This window comes from Deferrisoma camini S3R1 (assembly GCF_000526155.1).
GTDB classification, from domain to species: Bacteria; Desulfobacterota; Deferrisomatia; order Deferrisomatales; family Deferrisomataceae; genus Deferrisoma; species Deferrisoma camini.
This window is the reverse complement of sequence record NZ_JAFN01000001.1, coordinates 3,435,639-3,452,501: the sequence shown is the minus strand read 5'-3', so window position 1 is coordinate 3,452,501 and position 16,863 is coordinate 3,435,639. Positions and strand designations below refer to the sequence as shown.

The following is a 16,863-nucleotide window of genomic DNA, read 5'->3' as shown; positions in this document are numbered from 1 at the left end:
TAAGGAGGTCGCACCATGGCCGTGAAGATCGAGGAAGCCCGTGAGCTCACCGTGACCCAGGACGCGCCCGGCCTGATCGACAAAGCCCGCACCGACGGGGTCGCCACCGTTTGGGACCGCCACGAGGCCCAGAAACCCCGTTGCGGGTACTGCGACCTGGGCCTGTCGTGCCGCATCTGCGCCATGGGCCCGTGCCGGATCGACCCGTTCGGCGAGGGCCCCCAGCAGGGGGTGTGCGGCGCGGACGCCGACATCATGGTGGCCCGGAACCTGGGCCGAATGATCGCGGCCGGGTCCGCGAGCCACTCGGACCACGGCCGGGACCTGGTGGAGACCCTGCTGGCCGTGGGAGAGGGCAGGGCCCCGGGCTACACCATCGCCGACGAGGGGAAGCTCCGGGCGCTCGCGGCCGAGTTCGGCATCGGTACCGAGGGCAAGTCCTCCCAGGACCTGGCTCGGGAGCTGGCCGACGCCATGCTCGAGGAGTTCGGCATGAAGAAGGGCCGGCTCCAGTTCGTGGACCGCATGCCGGCCGCCCGGGTGGCGGTGTGGGAGAAGCTCGGCATCCTGCCGCGGGGCATCGACCGCGAGGTCACCGAGATGATGCACCGCACCCACATGGGGGTGGACAACGACTACGTGAACATCCTGCTTCACGGCTTCCGCACGGCCCTGGCCGACGGGCTCGGGGGCTCGATGATCGGCACCGAGCTCTCGGACGTGCTGTTTGGGGTGCCCAAGCCCACCACCTCGCAGGCGAACCTGGGGGTGATCCGGCCCGACCAGGTGAACATCCTGCTCCACGGCCACAACCCGGTGGTGTCCGAGATGGTGGCCCGGGCGGTGGAGGACCCGGAGCTGGTCCAAAGGGCCCGGGACGCGGGCGCGGCCGGCATCAACCTGGTGGGTCTGTGCTGCACCGGCAACGAGCTGTTGATGCGTCGGGGCATCCCCATGGCCGGGAACCACCTCATGACCGAGCTGGTGTTGGTGACCGGAGCGGTGGACATGATGATCGTGGATTACCAGTGCATCATGCCTGCGCTGCCCCAGATCGCGGGGTGCTACCACACCAAGTTCGTGTCCACGAGCCCCAAGGCCAAGTTCCCCGGTGCCGAGCACCGGGAGTTCACCCCGGAGAACGCCGAGGCCCTGGCCCGGGAGGTGGTGCGCGAGGCGGTGGACAACTACCGCAGCCGAAAACCCGGCGCGGTGGCCGTGCCTTCGGAGCCGGTGGCGCAGATGACGGGGTTCAGCGTGGAGGCCGTGCTGGCCGCCTTGGGCGGCACCCCCCAGCCCCTCATCGACGCGATCACCGCGGGCAAGATCCGGGGCGCGGTGGGCGTGGTGGGGTGCAACAACCCCAAGGTGAAGCACGACCTCGGCCACGTGGAGCTCACCCGCCGCCTGATCGAGCACGACGTTCTCGTGCTGGACACCGGGTGCGCGGCCGTGGCCAACGCCAAGGCCGGGTTCAAGGTACCCGAGGCCGCCGATCTGGCCGGCCCGGGGCTTCGCGAGGTGTGCGGGAGCCTGGGCATCCCGCCGGTGCTCCACGTGGGCTCGTGCGTGGACAACACCCGCATCCTGCACCTGGCCGGCGCCCTGGCGAACGCCTTGAACGTGGACACGGCCCAGCTGCCCCTGGCCGGGGCCGCCCCCGAGTGGTACTCGGAGAAGGCCGTGGCCATCGCGTTCTACGTGGTGGCCGCGGGCATCACCACCTTCCTGGGCGTGGTGCCGCCGATCCTGGGCTCGCCCAACGTCGTCAAGCTGGCCACCCAGGGGCTCGACGAGGTGATCGGCGCCCGGTTCGTGGTGGAGCCCGACCCGGCCAGGTGCGCCGACGCCATCGTGGCCCACATCGACGGCAAGCGCAAAGCCCTCGGCCTCTGATCCCAAGGCTCGGCTTCCTGCCCGGGGGCGGCCGCCCCCGGGCGTTCCTGGGCCCCCCCTCCCGCTCGGCGCCTTGACACCTCGGCCGGGCCCACCTACCGTTACCGTTCTCCTGGCGATTTCGCCCCGGCGGGCGGCCGCCCAACGGCTCAGTCGCTCAACAGATCGAAGACCCAAAGTTACTGAAAAGCATCTCAGGCCCCTGGGGGGACCTACAACGGGGAGAGCAACTTTCCCTGCTCTGGGGAACTCCGGTGTGGGGCATGGGTTTCAGGAACCGGAATTCAGTAGACAGGAGACAGGGAAGAAACGACAGGCTTGATCCGGCGTCCGACGGCGTGCGGGCACAACCTGCCCACTGAAATCTGTCTTCTGCCCCCTGATTCGCAGACCCCATGCCCCCGGGAGTGTAAGGTGACACCAAAGAGGCGTGATCACGCTTGGAATACTCGGAGATCACGGCGGATTTTAAGCCTTCTAGCCTCCTAGCCTTCCAGCCTTCTAGCGGAAGTGACTGGAAACCGACAGGAACGCGGATGCGCGTGATCGAACACAACCAACTGACCCCCGGCACGGTGGCCGCGTCCGTGATCACCGTGGGGAACTTCGACGGGGTTCACCGGGGCCACGAAGCCCTGATCGGCCGGGTGGTGCGCCGGGCCCGGGAACTGGGGGTCGAGTCCGTGGTGTACACGTTTCACCCCCATCCGCTGCAGATTCTGAACCCGGCCTACTGCCCACCGCTGCTCACCTCGTTCGAGGAGAGGCTGGCCCGGATCGCGGACCTGGGAGTGGACCTGATCGTGTGGGCCCGGTTCGACCGGGAGTACGCGGCGCAGGAGCCCCGGCAGTTCGTGACCCGAACCCTGGTGGGGGCCCTAGGGGTCAAGGAGATTTGGGTCGGCCCGGACTTCGGGTTCGGCCGTGAGCGGCGGGGCTCGATCGGGCTGCTCCGCGAGGTGGGGAGCCAGGTGGGGTTCCGGGTGGAGGTGCTGCCGGAGTGCCGGCTGGGCGGGGAGGTGGTGAGCTCCACTCGGATCCGCCGGGCCGTGGCCGAGGCCGATTTCGAGACCGCGGCCCGGCTCCTGGGACGGCCGTTCTCGATCCACGGGCCCGTGATCCACGGGGCCGCCCGGGGCAGGCGCCTGGGGTTCCCCACGGCCAACGTGCTGCCCCGGGAGGAGTGTCTGCCGCCGCCCGGGGTGTACGCGGCGTGGGCCCAGACCCCGCAGGGCGAGTTCCCGGCCGCCGTCAACATCGGGCCCAACCCCACCTTCGGGGCCTCCTCGAGCGGGGTCGAGGCGTACCTGCTCGACTTCACGGGCGACCTGTACGGGAAGGAGCTGCGGCTGCGGCCCGTGGCCCGGATCCGCGGGGAGATCGCCTTCCGGAGCGTGGACGACCTGGTGGACCACATCCGATCCGACGTCAGGGAGGTACGTCGCGTGCTGGGGCTGGCCCCGGAGGCGGCCCGCGCGGCGCCATGACCCCCACCCTCTCCCCTCGCACCGCCTTGTTCGGCCTGCTGGGCCACCCGGTGGCCCACAGCCTGTCCCCCTCCATGCACAACGCGGCGTTCGCCGCCCTGGGAATCGACGCGGTGTACCTGGCGTTCGACGTGGAGCCGGGGCGCCTCGCCGAAGCCCTGACCGGATCCCGCGCCCTGGGGGTGGCGGGCTGGAACGTGACCGTCCCCCACAAGGAGGCGGCGCTGGCCCTGGCGGCCGAGGCCGACCCCCGGGCCGAGCTGGTGGGCGCGGCCAACACCCTGGTGCCGGTCCGAGCCGGCTGGCGGGCCCACAACACGGACGTGGCCGGGTTCGCCCGAGCCCTGGCCGAAGACCTGGCTTTTCACCCCGAGGGCCGGCGGTGCTGGATCTGGGGGGCCGGCGGCGCGGCCCGCGCGGCCGTGGTGGCGCTCGCTTTGGGAGGGGCTCAAGAAATCCGGGTGATGAACCGAAACGCTATCCGTGCCCGGCTGCTGGCCGACGAGCTCGGGTCCCGGCTCGGCCCCACCCGGGTGGCGGCCGAGGACCTCGCCGCGTTCGCGCCCCGGCCGGGCGATCTGGTGGTGAGCGCCACGCCGGCGGGCCTGTCGGACGACGCCTCCTGGCCCTGGGATCTGGGCTCCTGCCGGGAACTTTTCGTCTATGACATGGCGTATCGGAGGGGGGCCGAGACCCCCCTGGTCGTCCAGGCCCGGGCCCTGGGGCACCGGGCCGCCTCCGGCCGATCGATGCTGCTCCACCAGGGCGCCGAGGCGTTCCGGCTCTGGACCGGCCGGGAACCGCCGCTGGACGCCATGGCCCGGGCGATGGAACCGTCGGGGCCGGAGCCCGGTGACTCCTTCCGGTAGCCCCGCGCCTTCGCCCGTACACCCGTGAACATCTGGGGAGACCCCCCATGTCGAAGCGACTCGGCGAGCTCCTGATCCGGGAAAACATCCTGACCCCCGCGGACCTGGAACGGGCCAAAGAAGACCAGCGCCGCAACGGGGGCCGGTTGGGCGAGGCCCTGGTTCGCTTGGGGTTGGTGGACGAGCAGGACCTGGTGCGCACCCTGTCCAAGCAGTACGGGGTGCCCACCGTGGACCTGGCGAACTTCGAGATCGACCCCGAGGTCACCAAGCTGGTGCCCGAGGACCTGGTTCAGAAGTACCGGATCATCCCCATCAATCGGGTCGGTTCCACCCTGATCGTGGCCGTGGACGACCCCTCCAACATGTTCGCCCTGGACGACGTCAAGTTCCTCACCGGGTACAACGTGGAGATGGTGCTGGCGGCGCCGTCGGCCATCAAGGAGGCGATCGACCGGTACTACGACTCGTCGGCCACCCTGCTCGACGTCATGGGCAACTTCGACCTGGACGAACTCGAGCTCGTCCAGGACGAAGAGGACGTGGACGTGGCCGACCTGGAGAGGGCGGTCGAGGACGCGCCGGTCGTCAAGCTGGTGAACCTGATCCTCTCCGACGCCATCAAGAAGGGCGCGAGCGACATCCACATCGAGCCCTACGAAAAGTCGTTCCGGGTCCGCTACCGCATCGATGGGGTGCTCTACGAGCAGATGCGGCCGCCCATGAAGCTCAAGAACGCGATCACCAGCCGCGTCAAGATCATGGCCAACTTGGACATCGCCGAGCGACGGCTCCCCCAGGACGGCCGCATCAAGCTCAAGATCTCCAAAAACAAGGACATGGACTTCCGGGTGTCGGTGCTTCCGACCCTGTTCGGCGAAAAGATCGTGATGCGGCTCCTGGACAAGTCGAACCTCCAGCTCGACATGACCAAGCTGGGGTTCGAGGAGGCCGCCCTCAAGGACTTCCAGGAGGCGATCCACAAGCCCTACGGCATGGTCCTGGTCACGGGCCCCACGGGGTCGGGGAAGACCACCACCCTGTACTCGGCCCTGTCGGAGCTCAACACCCCCGAGACGAACATCTCCACGGCCGAGGACCCGGTGGAGTTCAACCTGCCGGGGATCAACCAGGTCCAGATCCACGAGGAGATCGGCCTCAACTTCGCCGCAGCCCTGCGCAGCTTCCTCCGGCAGGACCCCGACATCATCATGGTGGGGGAGATCCGGGACTTCGAGACCGCCGAGATCGCGATCAAGGCGGCCCTCACGGGGCACATGGTGCTCTCCACCCTGCACACCAACGACGCGCCGAGCACGGTGAACCGGCTCCTGAACATGGGTGTGGAGCCGTTCCTGGTGGCCTCGGCCACCAACCTGATCGTGGCCCAGCGGCTGGCCCGCCGGATCTGCCCCAACTGCAAGGAGGCCGTGGAGGTGCCGGCCCAGGCCCTGCTGGACATCGGGGTGCCTTCGGACCGGATCGGCACGTTCACCTGCTACCGGGGCACCGGGTGCGCCAACTGCGCCGACACCGGGTTCAAGGGCCGGGTGGCCCTGTACGAGGTGCTGGTGATCACCGACGAGATCAAGGAGCTCATCCTGAACGGGGCGAGCGCCTTGGAGCTCAAGCACGAGGCCATGCGCCAGGGCATGAAGACCCTGAGGATGAGCGGCATCACCAAGCTCATGGAGGGCATGACCACCCTGGAAGAGGTGGTCCGGGTAACCGTGAAGGACTGACCGGAGTTCAGGAGTCAGAAGACAGAAGACAGAGGGCAGGGAGGAAAGCTCGTGCCCGGCCCCCTGTCCGCTGAACTCTGAATTCTGATCCCTGATCCCCACGGAAGGACGAATCATGATCAGCCTGCATCAACTGCTGAAGACCATGATCGAACGGGGGGCATCGGACCTCCACATCACCACCGGCTCCCCACCCCAACTTCGGGTCGACGGCCGCATGGTGCCCCTGGACGCGCCCCCCCTGACCCCGGCCGACGCCAAGCGGCTGTGCTACTCGGTGCTGACCGAGGCCCAGAAGCACCGGTTCGAGGAGGAGAACGAGCTGGACCTCTCGTTCGGTGTGAAGGACCTGTCGCGGTTCCGGGCCAACATCTTCATGCAGCGGGGCTCGGTGGCCGGAGCGTTCCGGGCCATCCCGTTCAAGGTGTTCAGCTTCGAGGAGCTGGGCCTTCCCCCGGTGGTCCACGAGATCGCCTCGAAACCCCGGGGCCTGGTGCTCGTGACCGGGCCCACGGGCTCGGGGAAGTCCACCACGCTGGCCGCCATCATCGACAAGATCAACACCGAGCGCCACGAGCACATCATCACCATCGAGGACCCGATCGAGTACCTGCACCCCCACAAGAACTGCGTGGTCAACCAGCGGGAGGTGAACTCCGACACGGACAGCTTCCGCAAGGCCCTCAAGTACATCCTGCGGCAGGACCCGGACGTGGTCATGATCGGCGAGATGCGCGACCTGGAGACGATCGAGGCCGCCCTGACCGTGGCCGAGACCGGGCACCTGTGCTTCGCCACGCTTCACACGAACACTGCGGTGCAGACCATCAACCGGATCGTGGACGTGTTCCCCCCCCACCAGCAGCCCCAGGTGCGGGCCCAGCTGTCGTTCGTGCTGGAAGGGATCCTGAGCCAACAGCTCATCCCGCGTGCGAGCGGCCGGGGCCGGGCCCTGGCAGTGGAGATCATGGTCCCGAACGCGGCCATCCGGAACCTAATCCGGGAGGACAAGGTCCACCAGATCTACTCCCAGATGCAGATGGGTCAGGAGAAGTACGGGCAGCAGACGATGAACCAGTCGCTGTACCACCTGATCACCAGGAAGGTGATCCGGCTCGAGGACGCGATGGTGCGTAGCCCCGACCCGGGGGAGCTGCGGCAGATGCTGGCCAAGGGAAGCCCGGACGTGGTGGAAGCCCGGCGGGGGTTGCGTCCGGCCGCCCCCGGGTCGAGGATGTGACCCTCACGGCTTCGATCGTGTTTCGAGGGCCGGTGCCTCCGGCCTCCTGAACTCTGTCGTCTGACAGCGAGGTACCCATGCCGATCTACAAGTGGGAAGGGCGAGCGCGGGGGGGAAAGGTGCAGAAGGGCACAATGGAGGCGCCCAACGAGGCCGTGGTCACGGCCCAGCTCCGCGCCCAGGGCATCACGCCCACCAAGGTCAAGAAGAGCATGGGCCAGATGGAGATCAAGATCCCCGGCCTCAAGCCCAAGGTGAAGACCAAAGACATCGTGGTGTTCACCCGGCAGTTCGCCACCATGATCGACGCCGGGCTCCCCCTGGTGCAGTGCCTCGAGATCCTGGGCGGCCAGCAGGAGAACCCCACCTTCAAGGAGATCATTCTCAAGGTCAAGGAGGACGTGGAGAGCGGGGCCACGTTCGCCGACGCCCTGGGAAAGCACCCCAAGGTGTTCGACCGGCTCTACGTGAACCTGGTGAACGCCGGCGAGGTGGGTGGCATCCTCGACACCATCCTGAACCGCCTGGCCGGGTACATCGAGAAAGCCATGAACCTCCGGAAGAAGGTCAAGGGCGCCATGGTGTACCCGGCCACCGTGGTCTCGGTGGCCATCCTGGTGGTGGCGATCATCCTGATCTGGGTCATCCCGGTGTTCCAGCAGATGTTCGCCGGCGTGGGCAAAAACCTGCCCGCCCCCACCCTGTTCGTGATCGCCCTGTCCGAGTTCACCAAGAAGTACTTCCTGTTCATCCTGATCTCCCTGTTCGTGCTGGCCTTCGTGTGCAAGCGGATCTACCAGACCGAAAAGGGCCGGATGGCCTTCGACCGGATGTTCCTGAGGCTGCCGGTGTTCGGGGACCTCATCCGCAAGGTGGCCGTGGCCAAGTTCACCCGCACCCTGGGCACCCTGGTGAGCTCGGGCGTCCCGATCCTCGAAGGCCTGGACGTGGTGGCCCGCACGGCCGGCAACGCGGTGATCGAGCAGGCCATCATGAAGACCCGCGAGTCCATCAGCGAGGGCCGCACCATTGCCGAGCCTCTCAAGGAGACCAAGGTGTTCCCGCCCATGGTGGTCCAGATGATCGCCGTGGGCGAGGCCACGGGCGCCCTGGACCAGATGCTCTCCAAGATCGCGGACTTCTACGACACGGAGGTGGACGAGGCCGTGAGCGCGCTCACCAGTCTGATCGAGCCCCTGCTCATGGTGTTCCTGGGCGGCACCATCGGCGGCCTGGTGGTGGCCATGTACCTGCCGGTGTTCCAGATGGCCGGAGCGGTGAGCGGGGGGTAGGCCATCCGGCGGCCCAGGAGCGGAGCCTTGACCGGGCCGGGGTCCCGTAGGTACCAGGGCTACCTGGCGGGCCGGTTCGCCGTGCTGGGGGTGCTGCTGGCGGTGGCCGCAGCGTTCCAGGCCCGCCAGGGCGGATCGCCGGTCCCGTTCTCGTGGTTCTTCGGCCTCACGGGGGTGGCTTTCGGGGTCACCCTTCTGTCGTTGGCGCCGCTGCGCCTCGGACGGAGCCTGGCGACCTGGGCCCGGATGCAACCGGCCTGGGACGTGGTGTACGCCACGGGCCTGGTGTTCCTGTCGGGGGGGGCGTTCTCACCGTTCATCACCCTCTACCCCCTGGTGATCGTGGGGGCGGCCCTCCTGCTCCAGCGCAGGGGTGCCCTCGTGGCCGCCACGGCATCGGGCCTGGCCTACGGCCTGCTGGTCGACCTCCAGTATTACGGGTGGATCCGTCCCCTGAGCCCCTTCCCCCTGCCCGACGTGGACGCGGGGAGCCTGCTGTTCCAGCTGGCCCTGGGGCTGTTGGGGTTCTATGCGGTCGCGTTCCTGGCCGGGCATCTGGCGGAGGAGCTTCGCCGCACCGGCGAACGGCTCGAGGTGGCCGAGGCCGAGGTCCTGGACCTGGAGCACCTGAAGGACCTGATCCTGGAGAGCCTCGGATCGGGACTGGCCGCCGTGGACTTCCGGGGCCAGGTGCTGTTCCACAACCGCTCGGCCCAGCACCTGTTGGCCCGGGCCGGCGTCCCCTTGGAACCCGAAGCCGACCTGAGCCGAGTGTTCGATCTGGGCGGCGGGGACCGCAACGAGGTCGCCCTGGCAGGCGGGATGGTCCTGGGCTACTCGGTCTCGCCCCTCACCGACCGCACCGGCCGGAGGATCGGGAGTCTCCTGATCTTCCAGGATCTGACGCGGGTGAAGCGAATGGAGGAGGCCCTTCGGAGGGCCGACCGGCTCGCGGCGGTGGGCCGGCTGGCCGCGGGGCTCGCCCACGAGATCCGCAACCCCCTGGGCAGCCTCGCCGGCTCGGTGGAGGTGCTCCGCCAGACCCTCTCGCCCCAGGGGGACGATGCGGCCCTGTTCGACATCGTGCTCCGGGAGACCCAACGGCTCAACCGCCTCGTGACCAACTTTCTGCACTATGCGAGACCGAGCCGCTCCTCCCTCCAGGAGTTGCGCCTCCGGGACCTGGTCGCGGAGGTGGGATTCTTTTTCGCCCAGGGAGAGGGGAGCATGGGATTCCGCTTGGAAAATCGGGTTCCCGAGGGGTGGATGCTGCGGGCCGACCGGAGCCAGATGGAGCAACTTCTGCTGAACCTGTTCCGAAACAGCGTCGAGGCCGCCCCGGAAGGGGTCGTCGTGACGGTGGACGCCGGCGAAGCCCCGGAGGGCCCGTGGCTGCGGGTTTCGGACGACGGGCCGGGCATGTCGCCCGAGACCGCGGCCCGGGCGTTCGAGCCGTTCCAATCGGGCAAGCCGGGCGGGACCGGCCTGGGCCTGGCCACGGTGCACCGGATCGCCGAAAACCACGGCGCCGCGGTCGAGCTGGACACCGGGCCGGGCCGGGGGGTGCGGCTGACCTTCCGGTTTCCCCCGGTCGAGGAGGCGACATGAGCGACACGCCCCGGATCCTGGTGGTGGACGACGAGCAGAGCATGCGGGAGTTCCTGGCGATCCTGCTCGGCCGCGAGGGGTACGCCGTGGACACCGCGGCCGACCGCGCCGGGGCCGAGCACGCCCTGGCCACCGCCCCCTACGATCTGGTGATCACCGACCTCAAGCTCCCCGACGGCACCGGGCTCGACGTGCTCTGCGCCGCCCGCCGCCGGGCCCCGGACGCGCAGGTGGTGGTGATCACCGCCTTTGGAACGGCCGAGAGCGCGGTCGAGGCCATGAAGGCCGGGGCGTACGACTACCTGACCAAGCCGTTCAAGGCCGACGAAATCCGGCTCACCGTGGCCAAGGCCCTGGAACGGACCGCTCTGGTTCGGGAGAACCGAGAGCTGCGCCGCCGGCTGGAGGCGGTGGAGGCCGGGGGCGAGATCCTGGGCCGGAGCCCCAGGATGCAGGAGGTGTTTCGGCTGCTGGAGCGGGTGGCCCCCACCGGGGTCACGGTGCTGGTCCAGGGGGAGAGCGGCACCGGCAAGGAGCTGGTGGCCCGGAGGCTCCACGCCCTGTCGGGCCGCGCCGGCCCGTTCGTGGCCGTGAACTGCGCCGCCATCCCCGAGGGGCTCATCGAGAGCGAGCTGTTCGGCCACGTGAAGGGCGCGTTCACCGGAGCCGTGGCGGACAAGCCCGGGCTGTTCGAGGAGGCCACCGGCGGCACCCTGTTCCTGGACGAGGTGGGGGAGCTGCCCCTGCACCTCCAGCCCAAGCTGCTGCGGGCGCTACAGGAGGGCCGGATCAAGCGGGTGGGGGGGAACCGGGAGATCCCGGTGGACGTGCGGATCGTGTCGGCCACCAACCGGGACCTGGCCGAGGCGGTCCGGCAGGGGCGGTTCCGGGAGGACCTGTACTACCGGCTCAACGTGGTCGCCCTCGAGATCCCGCCCTTGCGGGACCGCCGGGCCGACATCCCCCTTCTGGCCCTGCACTTCCTCCAGAAGTACGCCAAGGCCTTCGGCCGGCCGCTCAAGGGGTTCACCCGGGAGGCCCTGGACCGCCTCGAGGCCTACTCGTTCCCCGGAAACGTGCGGGAGCTGGAGAACCTGGTGGAGCGGGCCGCCGCGCTGGAGACGGGGGAGTTCGTCGGCGTCGAGAGCCTGCCGCCCGCCCTCGGCGCTCCGCGGCCGGAAGGGCTCGACGGCCTGCCGTCCCTCCCGGACGAAGGCTTCCACCTGGAGGAACTCCTCGCTGCCGTGGAGCGGCGGTACCTGGAGGAGGCCCTCCGCCGCACCCACGGCAACAAGACCGAGGCCGCCAGGCTCCTGGGCATCACCTTCCGGTCGTTCCGGTACCGGCTGGAGCGCCTGGGGATGAGATAGCATAGGGCGCGCCGTGCGCGCCGGACATCCCGTGCCCGAACCATCGGCGCCGCGCGGAAGACCCGCGCCACACCGTGGCCGCACGTGTCTCAGCTTCCCAGCCTCCCAGCTTCCTAGCCGCTCACTCCCCCATCTCCTGCACCAGCTCGGTCAGCACCCCGCCCGAGGCCTTGGGGTGCACGAAGGCGATCCGGGTGTTGTGGGCGCCCGAGCGCGGGGTCTGGTCCACCATGCGCACCCCTTCCGCCTTGAGCCGCTCCACCTCGGCCGCCACGTCGTCCACCTGGTAGGCGATGTGGTGGAACCCGGGGCCGTTCCTCTCCAGAAACTTGGCCACGGGCGACTCCGGGCTGGTGGGCTGCACCAGCTCGATGCGCACCTCGCCGACGGGCAGGAACGCCACCTTCACCTTCTGGTCGGCGACCTCCTCCACGCCCCCGAGCTCCAGGCCCAGGTGCTTGGTGTAGAACTCGGCCGCTGCCTCGATGTCGGGTACGGCGATCCCGATGTGGTTGATCTTACTTGGCATTTTGATCCTCCGTGGGGCACTACGCGGCCAGGCGCTCCCGGATGAACCTCACCACGTCGTTGGTATCGGTGCCGGGCAGGAAGATCTCGGCGAACCCGGCCTTCTTGAGGGCCGGGATGTCCTCCACCGGGATGATCCCGCCGCCGAACAGCAGCACGTCGTCCTTGCCCTTCTCGCGCAGCAGCTCGGCCACCCGGGGGAACAGCACCATGTGGGCCCCCGACAGGCACGACAGCCCCACCACGTCCACGTCCTCTTGGATCGAGGCCGCCACGATCTTCTCGGGGGTCTGGCGGATGCCGGTGTAGATCACCTCCATGCCGGCGTCCCGCAGGGCCCGGGCCACCACCTTGGCGCCCCGGTCGTGGCCGTCGAGGCCGGGTTTTCCGATCAGAACGCGGATCTTCTTCTCAGCCATCCCATAACCCTCCCGGGAAGGAAGCAAAGGGGAATCTCGATCAGGAAGCCTCGGTGTACTCGCCGTACACCCCCCGGAGCACGTCGCAGATCTCGCCCAGGGTGGCGTAGGCCTTGACCGCGTCGAGGATGGGCGGCATCACGTTGGTCCCCTCGGTCGCGGCCCGGCGCAGGGCCCCGAGGGCCCGGTCCGCGGCGGCCGCGTCCCGCTCGGCCCGCACCCGGGCCGTCTTCTCGCGCTGGTAGGCCTCGACCTCCGGGTCCACCCGCAGGATGTTCTTGGGCAGATCCTCGTCGATCTGGAACTTGTTCACGCCCACCACGATCTGCTCGCCCGTCTCCACGGCCTTCTGGTAAGCGTAGGCCGCGTCTCCGATCTCCTTCTGGATGTAGCCGGCCTCGATCGCCTTGATCACCCCGCCCAGGTCGTCGATCTTGTCGATGTACTCCTGGGCCCGGCGCTCGATCTGGTCGGTCATGGCCTCGACCAGGTACGAGCCGGCCAGCGGATCGGCCGAGTCGGCCACGCCCGACTCGTGGGCGATGATCTGCTGGGTCCGCAGCGCGATGCGCACCGAGTCCTCGGTGGGCAGGCACAGGGCCTCGTCCCGGGAGTTGGTGTGGAGGCTCTGGGTCCCCCCGAGCACCGCCGCCAGGGCCTGCAGGGTCACCCGCACCACGTTGTTGTCGGGCTGCTGGGCGGTGAGCGTGCACCCCGCGGTCTGGGTGTGAAACCGCAGCATCATGCTCCGGGGGTTCTTGGCGCCAAACCGCTCCTTCATGATCCGGGCCCACAGGCGCCGGGCCGCCCGGAACTTGGCCACCTCTTCCAGCAGGTTGTTGTGGGCGTTGAAGAAGAACGACAGCCGGCCCGCGAACTCGTCCACGTCCAGGCCCTTGTCCACGGCCGCCTGCACATAGGCGATGGCGTTGGCCAGGGTGAAGGCCACCTCCTGCACCGCCGTGCTCCCGGCCTCCCGGATGTGGTAGCCCGAGATGGACATGGTGTTCCAGGCGGGCACCCGCTCCTTGCAGAACGAGATGATGTCGGTGATGATCTTGAGGCTCGGCTCGGGCGGGAAGATGTAGGTGCCCCGTGCCACGTACTCCTTGAGGATGTCGTTCTGGATGGTGCCCCGCAGCTTGTCGCTCGCCACGCCCTGCTTCTCGGCCACGGCGATGTACATGGCCAGCAGAATCCCGGCCGGGGCGTTGATGGTCATCGAGGTGGAGACTTGGTCCAGGGGGATCCCGTCGAACAGGATCTCCATGTCCTTGAGGCTGTCGATCGCCACCCCCACCTTGCCCACCTCGCCCTCGGCCAGCTCGTGGTCCGAGTCGTACCCGATCTGGGTGGGCAGGTCGAACGCCACGCTCAGGCCCGTCTGGCCCTGCTTCAACAGATAGTGGTAGCGCTCGTTGGTCTGCTCGGCCGTGCCGAACCCGGCGTACTGCCGCATGGTCCAGAACCGGCCCCGGTACATGGTGGGCTGCACGCCCCGGGTGAAGGGATACTCTCCCGGCAGCCCCACGTTTTCCAGGTAGGCGTCCAGGTCCACGTCGAGGGGGGTGAACACCCGCTTCACCTCGATGCCCGAGGTGGTCTCGAACCGCTCCCGGCGCTCGGGGAAGCGGTTCAGGGTCTTGGCCACCGGCCCCTTCTCCCAGGCCTCCACGCGCTGGCGGATCGCATCTTTGTCCATGGGACCCTCCCTCCAATCTCAGTCCGAAACCACAGGCCGCCGGCCGTCCCGGCGGGCTGGCCCGGCAGGGTATCAGGATCCCCCCTTTTCAGCAACACTAAAGATCTTTAGGCAGGCTAAAAGGTGTCAGCCGCCCGCCCATGCCCGACGCAGCTCCCGCAGCACCGACGCCAGCTCCCCCGGATGTGTGGGGCCCTGCAGGTCCACCAGCAGGTCTTGGATCCCGGTGCGTCGCCACATCGGAACCCGGTCGAGCCAGGAGAACGGCACCTGCCGATACACCCGGGCGGCCGGTTCCCGCACCAGGGCCCGGGGCACCACCGACCACACCAGCTCGGTGCCGTCCTGGGCCACGCGGGCCTCGTCGGGCGGCCAGACAACGCCCGGGTCGAGCCGGGTCACGAACAGCGGGATCCGGCCCCAGGCGTAGCCCACCGGCCGGGCCGGCCAGCCCTCGGCCCCCATCCGGGCCACCGCCTCGGGATCGGCCTCGGGGCTCACCACGAAGCTCCGGCACCCCAGGTCCGCGAGCGCGGCCGCCGCCCACGGATTCGTCGCGTTTGTCTCCCGGCCGGCGTGGAGCACGAACCCCAGGCCCTCGGCCAGCGCGAAGTGGGCCGGGTTCGTGACGCACACCTCCCGGAACCCCTCGGCCGCGAGTCCCTCGAGCCGCTCCCGGTAGAGGGGGAGGTCGGCCTGGGCGATCCACACCGGCAGCTCCCACACCACCCTGTCCATCCCCCCCGCCTCCCGGGCCAGCCGCTCCCGGGCCCTAAGCGTCTCGGTGGTCATCAGGGCCACGATCCGGTGGGGCCCCTCGGTCAGACCGGCCCGCAGGGCCCGCACCGTCTCGGCCCGCACCCACAGGCGCGGCCGGTCGGGGGCACCGGCCGGGCGGCGCCCCGCGGGGGGCGCCAGCCTCCCCACCCGCACCTCTCCCTCGGCCGCCCGGGCCCGGTCCATCCGGGCCACGATATCCCGCCGGATCTCGTTCAGGCGCGACGGCGGCACGACCACGGGCGGGATCTCACCCTCCACCCGGAACGAGGCCAGGTGGTAGCCGGTGCCCCCCAGCCGGCCGAACCGGGTTCGAAGGGTGTGATAGTCCAGCGGGTGCCGCTCGGCCTCGAAAAACTCCACCGGGTACGCGGCCTCGGTCCGGGCCGGCCCGCACGCCGCCCGCACCCGGAGTTCGCCCGGCCCGAACGACACGGCGAGGTCCAGGGCCGCGCCCGCGGGGCTCCGGTGGGTCCGGGCCTCCCGGACCAGGCGCTGCTCCAGCTCCTCGCCTGCCGCGGTTCGGGTTCGTAGAACCCGGTCGCCCCGTTCCACGGCCTGGGGGCACTCCAGCTCGTACCGAAACCCGCCGGGGACCTTTCGCTTGCGGAACTTCCGCAGGGTCAGATCCACCGCCTGGCCGGTGGCGCCGGTGGGGATCCGGATCCGGTCGCCGCGGCGCAGCTCGGTCTCGGCGAACAGCACCAGATTCCCCTTCTTCCACCGGACCACCCGGCCGACCCGGGCCCCCAGGGCCGGCGCGCCGCCCCGGCGCAGCACCTCCCGCGGCCGCGGGTGGACGGCGTAGCCCTCGGACGCCGGCCGCGAGGCCACCGTGGCCAGGAGCTCCCGGGCCGCGCCCACGGCCGCCTCGCGGTCGGCCTCGGGGGCGTCAAGCACCTTGCGGTAGGCCCGCACCACCGTGTGCACGTACTCCGCGGCCTTGAGCCGGCCCTCGATCTTCAGGGCGTCGGCCCTGGCCCGGGCCAGATCCCACACCCGTCCGACCAGGCACAGATCCGAGGTGGACAGGGGGTGGTGCTCCCTTCCGATCGCCGGTCGCCGGTCGCCGGTCGCCGGTCCGGCGTTTCCCCGGGGACGGCGCCGGGGCCCAGTGCGGTCGGCGTCGGGCCCCTCCGGGCTCGACTCCCCTGCAGGTCTGCGATAGCCCCAGCGGCAGGGCTGGCCGCACCAGCCCCGGTTGGCGCTCCGGCCCAGGAGCAGGGCCGAGGCCATGCACTGGCCCGACACCGAGTAGCAAAGGGCCCCGTGCACGAACACCTCCAGGGAGGCCCGCGTCTCCCGGCGGATCGCCCCGATCTCGGGGATCGTGCACTCCCGACCGAGCACCACCCGGGCGAAGCCCAGGGCCTCCAGGGTTCGGACCCCGGCCGCGTTGTGCACCGACATCTGGGTGGACGCGTGCAGCCGGACCTCGGGGAAGATCTCACGGCACACCCGGGCCAGCCCGAGGTCCTGGAGGACCAGGGCATCCACCCCCAGGCACGCCAGCTCCCACACGGCGGCCGCCACCCGGGGCATGTCGAGGGGATCCACCAGGGTGTTCAGGGTCACGTACACCCGCCGGCCCTGGGCGTGGGCCGCGGGCACCAGGCGCGCCAGGTCGTCGAGCCCGAAGTTCCGGGCCCGGCCCCGGGCGCTCCACTCCTTGAGCCCCAGGTACACGGCATCGGCCCCGGCCTCGACGGCGGCCCAGAAGGCCTCCTCCGTCCCGGCCGGGGCCACCAACTCAGGTTTCTTCATTCGTCTCACGCCACGGCGCAACAGCGCCACGTAGGGTTGTTGTCACAAACACCCAAAGGCAATCTCACTCCACGCCCGCAACGACCGCTACGTTGAACCCTTCAGACTTCCCAGAACGAAAGGAGCGGAGCCGCTCTCGCTTTTCCGGGTTATCCCTCGGCCTCCCGGA

At 69.6% G+C, this 16,863-nt stretch carries 12 protein-coding genes; 8 read left to right on the top strand and 4 right to left on the bottom strand.

Going from position 1 to position 16,863, the window contains the following annotated elements:
- The first annotated feature begins 15 nt into the window (after positions 1-15).
- The 8 genes from cooS to DEFCA_RS0115185 all read left to right on the top strand — a co-directional run bounded on the left by cooS (position 16) and on the right by DEFCA_RS0115185 (position 11,504).
- Complete coding sequence (gene cooS / locus DEFCA_RS0115220; protein ID WP_025323870.1) at positions 16-1,896, top strand: anaerobic carbon-monoxide dehydrogenase catalytic subunit; 1,881 nt, start codon at positions 16-18, stop codon at positions 1,894-1,896.
- Positions 1,897-2,432: 536 nt separating this feature from the next.
- Positions 2,433-3,383, top strand: coding sequence for a bifunctional riboflavin kinase/FAD synthetase (locus tag DEFCA_RS0115215; protein WP_025323869.1), 951 nt, complete (start codon positions 2,433-2,435; stop codon positions 3,381-3,383).
- Complete coding sequence (aroE, locus tag DEFCA_RS0115210) at positions 3,380-4,252, top strand: shikimate dehydrogenase (RefSeq protein WP_025323868.1); 873 nt, start codon at positions 3,380-3,382, stop codon at positions 4,250-4,252. Before DEFCA_RS0115215 ends, aroE begins: the two co-directional genes overlap by 4 nt.
- A gap of 47 nt (positions 4,253-4,299) precedes the next feature.
- Entirely contained in the window at positions 4,300-5,994 is a 1,695-nt protein-coding gene (pilB, locus tag DEFCA_RS0115205; protein WP_025323867.1) for a type IV-A pilus assembly ATPase PilB, read from the top strand.
- Between the two features lie 115 nt (positions 5,995-6,109).
- Complete coding sequence (locus DEFCA_RS0115200) at positions 6,110-7,234, top strand: type IV pilus twitching motility protein PilT (protein ID WP_025323866.1); 1,125 nt, start codon at positions 6,110-6,112, stop codon at positions 7,232-7,234.
- Positions 7,235-7,311: 77 nt separating this feature from the next.
- Complete coding sequence (locus DEFCA_RS0115195) at positions 7,312-8,526, top strand: type II secretion system F family protein (RefSeq protein WP_025323865.1); 1,215 nt, start codon at positions 7,312-7,314, stop codon at positions 8,524-8,526.
- A gap of 27 nt (positions 8,527-8,553) precedes the next feature.
- Complete coding sequence (locus DEFCA_RS0115190; protein ID WP_025323864.1) at positions 8,554-10,134, top strand: sensor histidine kinase; 1,581 nt, start codon at positions 8,554-8,556, stop codon at positions 10,132-10,134.
- Entirely contained in the window at positions 10,131-11,504 is a 1,374-nt protein-coding gene (locus DEFCA_RS0115185) for a sigma-54-dependent transcriptional regulator (RefSeq protein ID WP_025323863.1), read from the top strand. The genes DEFCA_RS0115190 and DEFCA_RS0115185 overlap by 4 nt, the downstream gene beginning before the upstream one ends.
- A 121-nt stretch (positions 11,505-11,625) precedes the next feature.
- Here the strand turns inward: DEFCA_RS0115185 and mce are convergent, their stop codons facing one another.
- From mce to DEFCA_RS0115165, 4 genes are all read right to left on the bottom strand, one after another.
- Positions 11,626-12,033 (bottom strand): methylmalonyl-CoA epimerase, encoded by a 408-nt coding sequence (gene mce, locus DEFCA_RS0115180; protein ID WP_025323862.1) that lies wholly within the window; start codon positions 12,031-12,033, stop codon positions 11,626-11,628.
- Positions 12,034-12,052: 19 nt separating this feature from the next.
- On the bottom strand, positions 12,053-12,451 hold the full coding sequence (locus DEFCA_RS0115175; RefSeq protein ID WP_025323861.1) for a cobalamin B12-binding domain-containing protein: 399 nt from the start codon (positions 12,449-12,451) through the stop codon (positions 12,053-12,055).
- A 40-nt stretch (positions 12,452-12,491) separates the two neighbouring features.
- Positions 12,492-14,153 (bottom strand): acyl-CoA mutase large subunit family protein, encoded by a 1,662-nt coding sequence (locus DEFCA_RS0115170; protein WP_025323860.1) that lies wholly within the window; start codon positions 14,151-14,153, stop codon positions 12,492-12,494.
- 126 nt (positions 14,154-14,279) lie between these two features.
- Complete coding sequence (locus DEFCA_RS0115165) at positions 14,280-16,694, bottom strand: peptidase U32 family protein (RefSeq protein ID WP_084319282.1); 2,415 nt, start codon at positions 16,692-16,694, stop codon at positions 14,280-14,282.
- Positions 16,695-16,863: the final 169 nt, after the last annotated feature.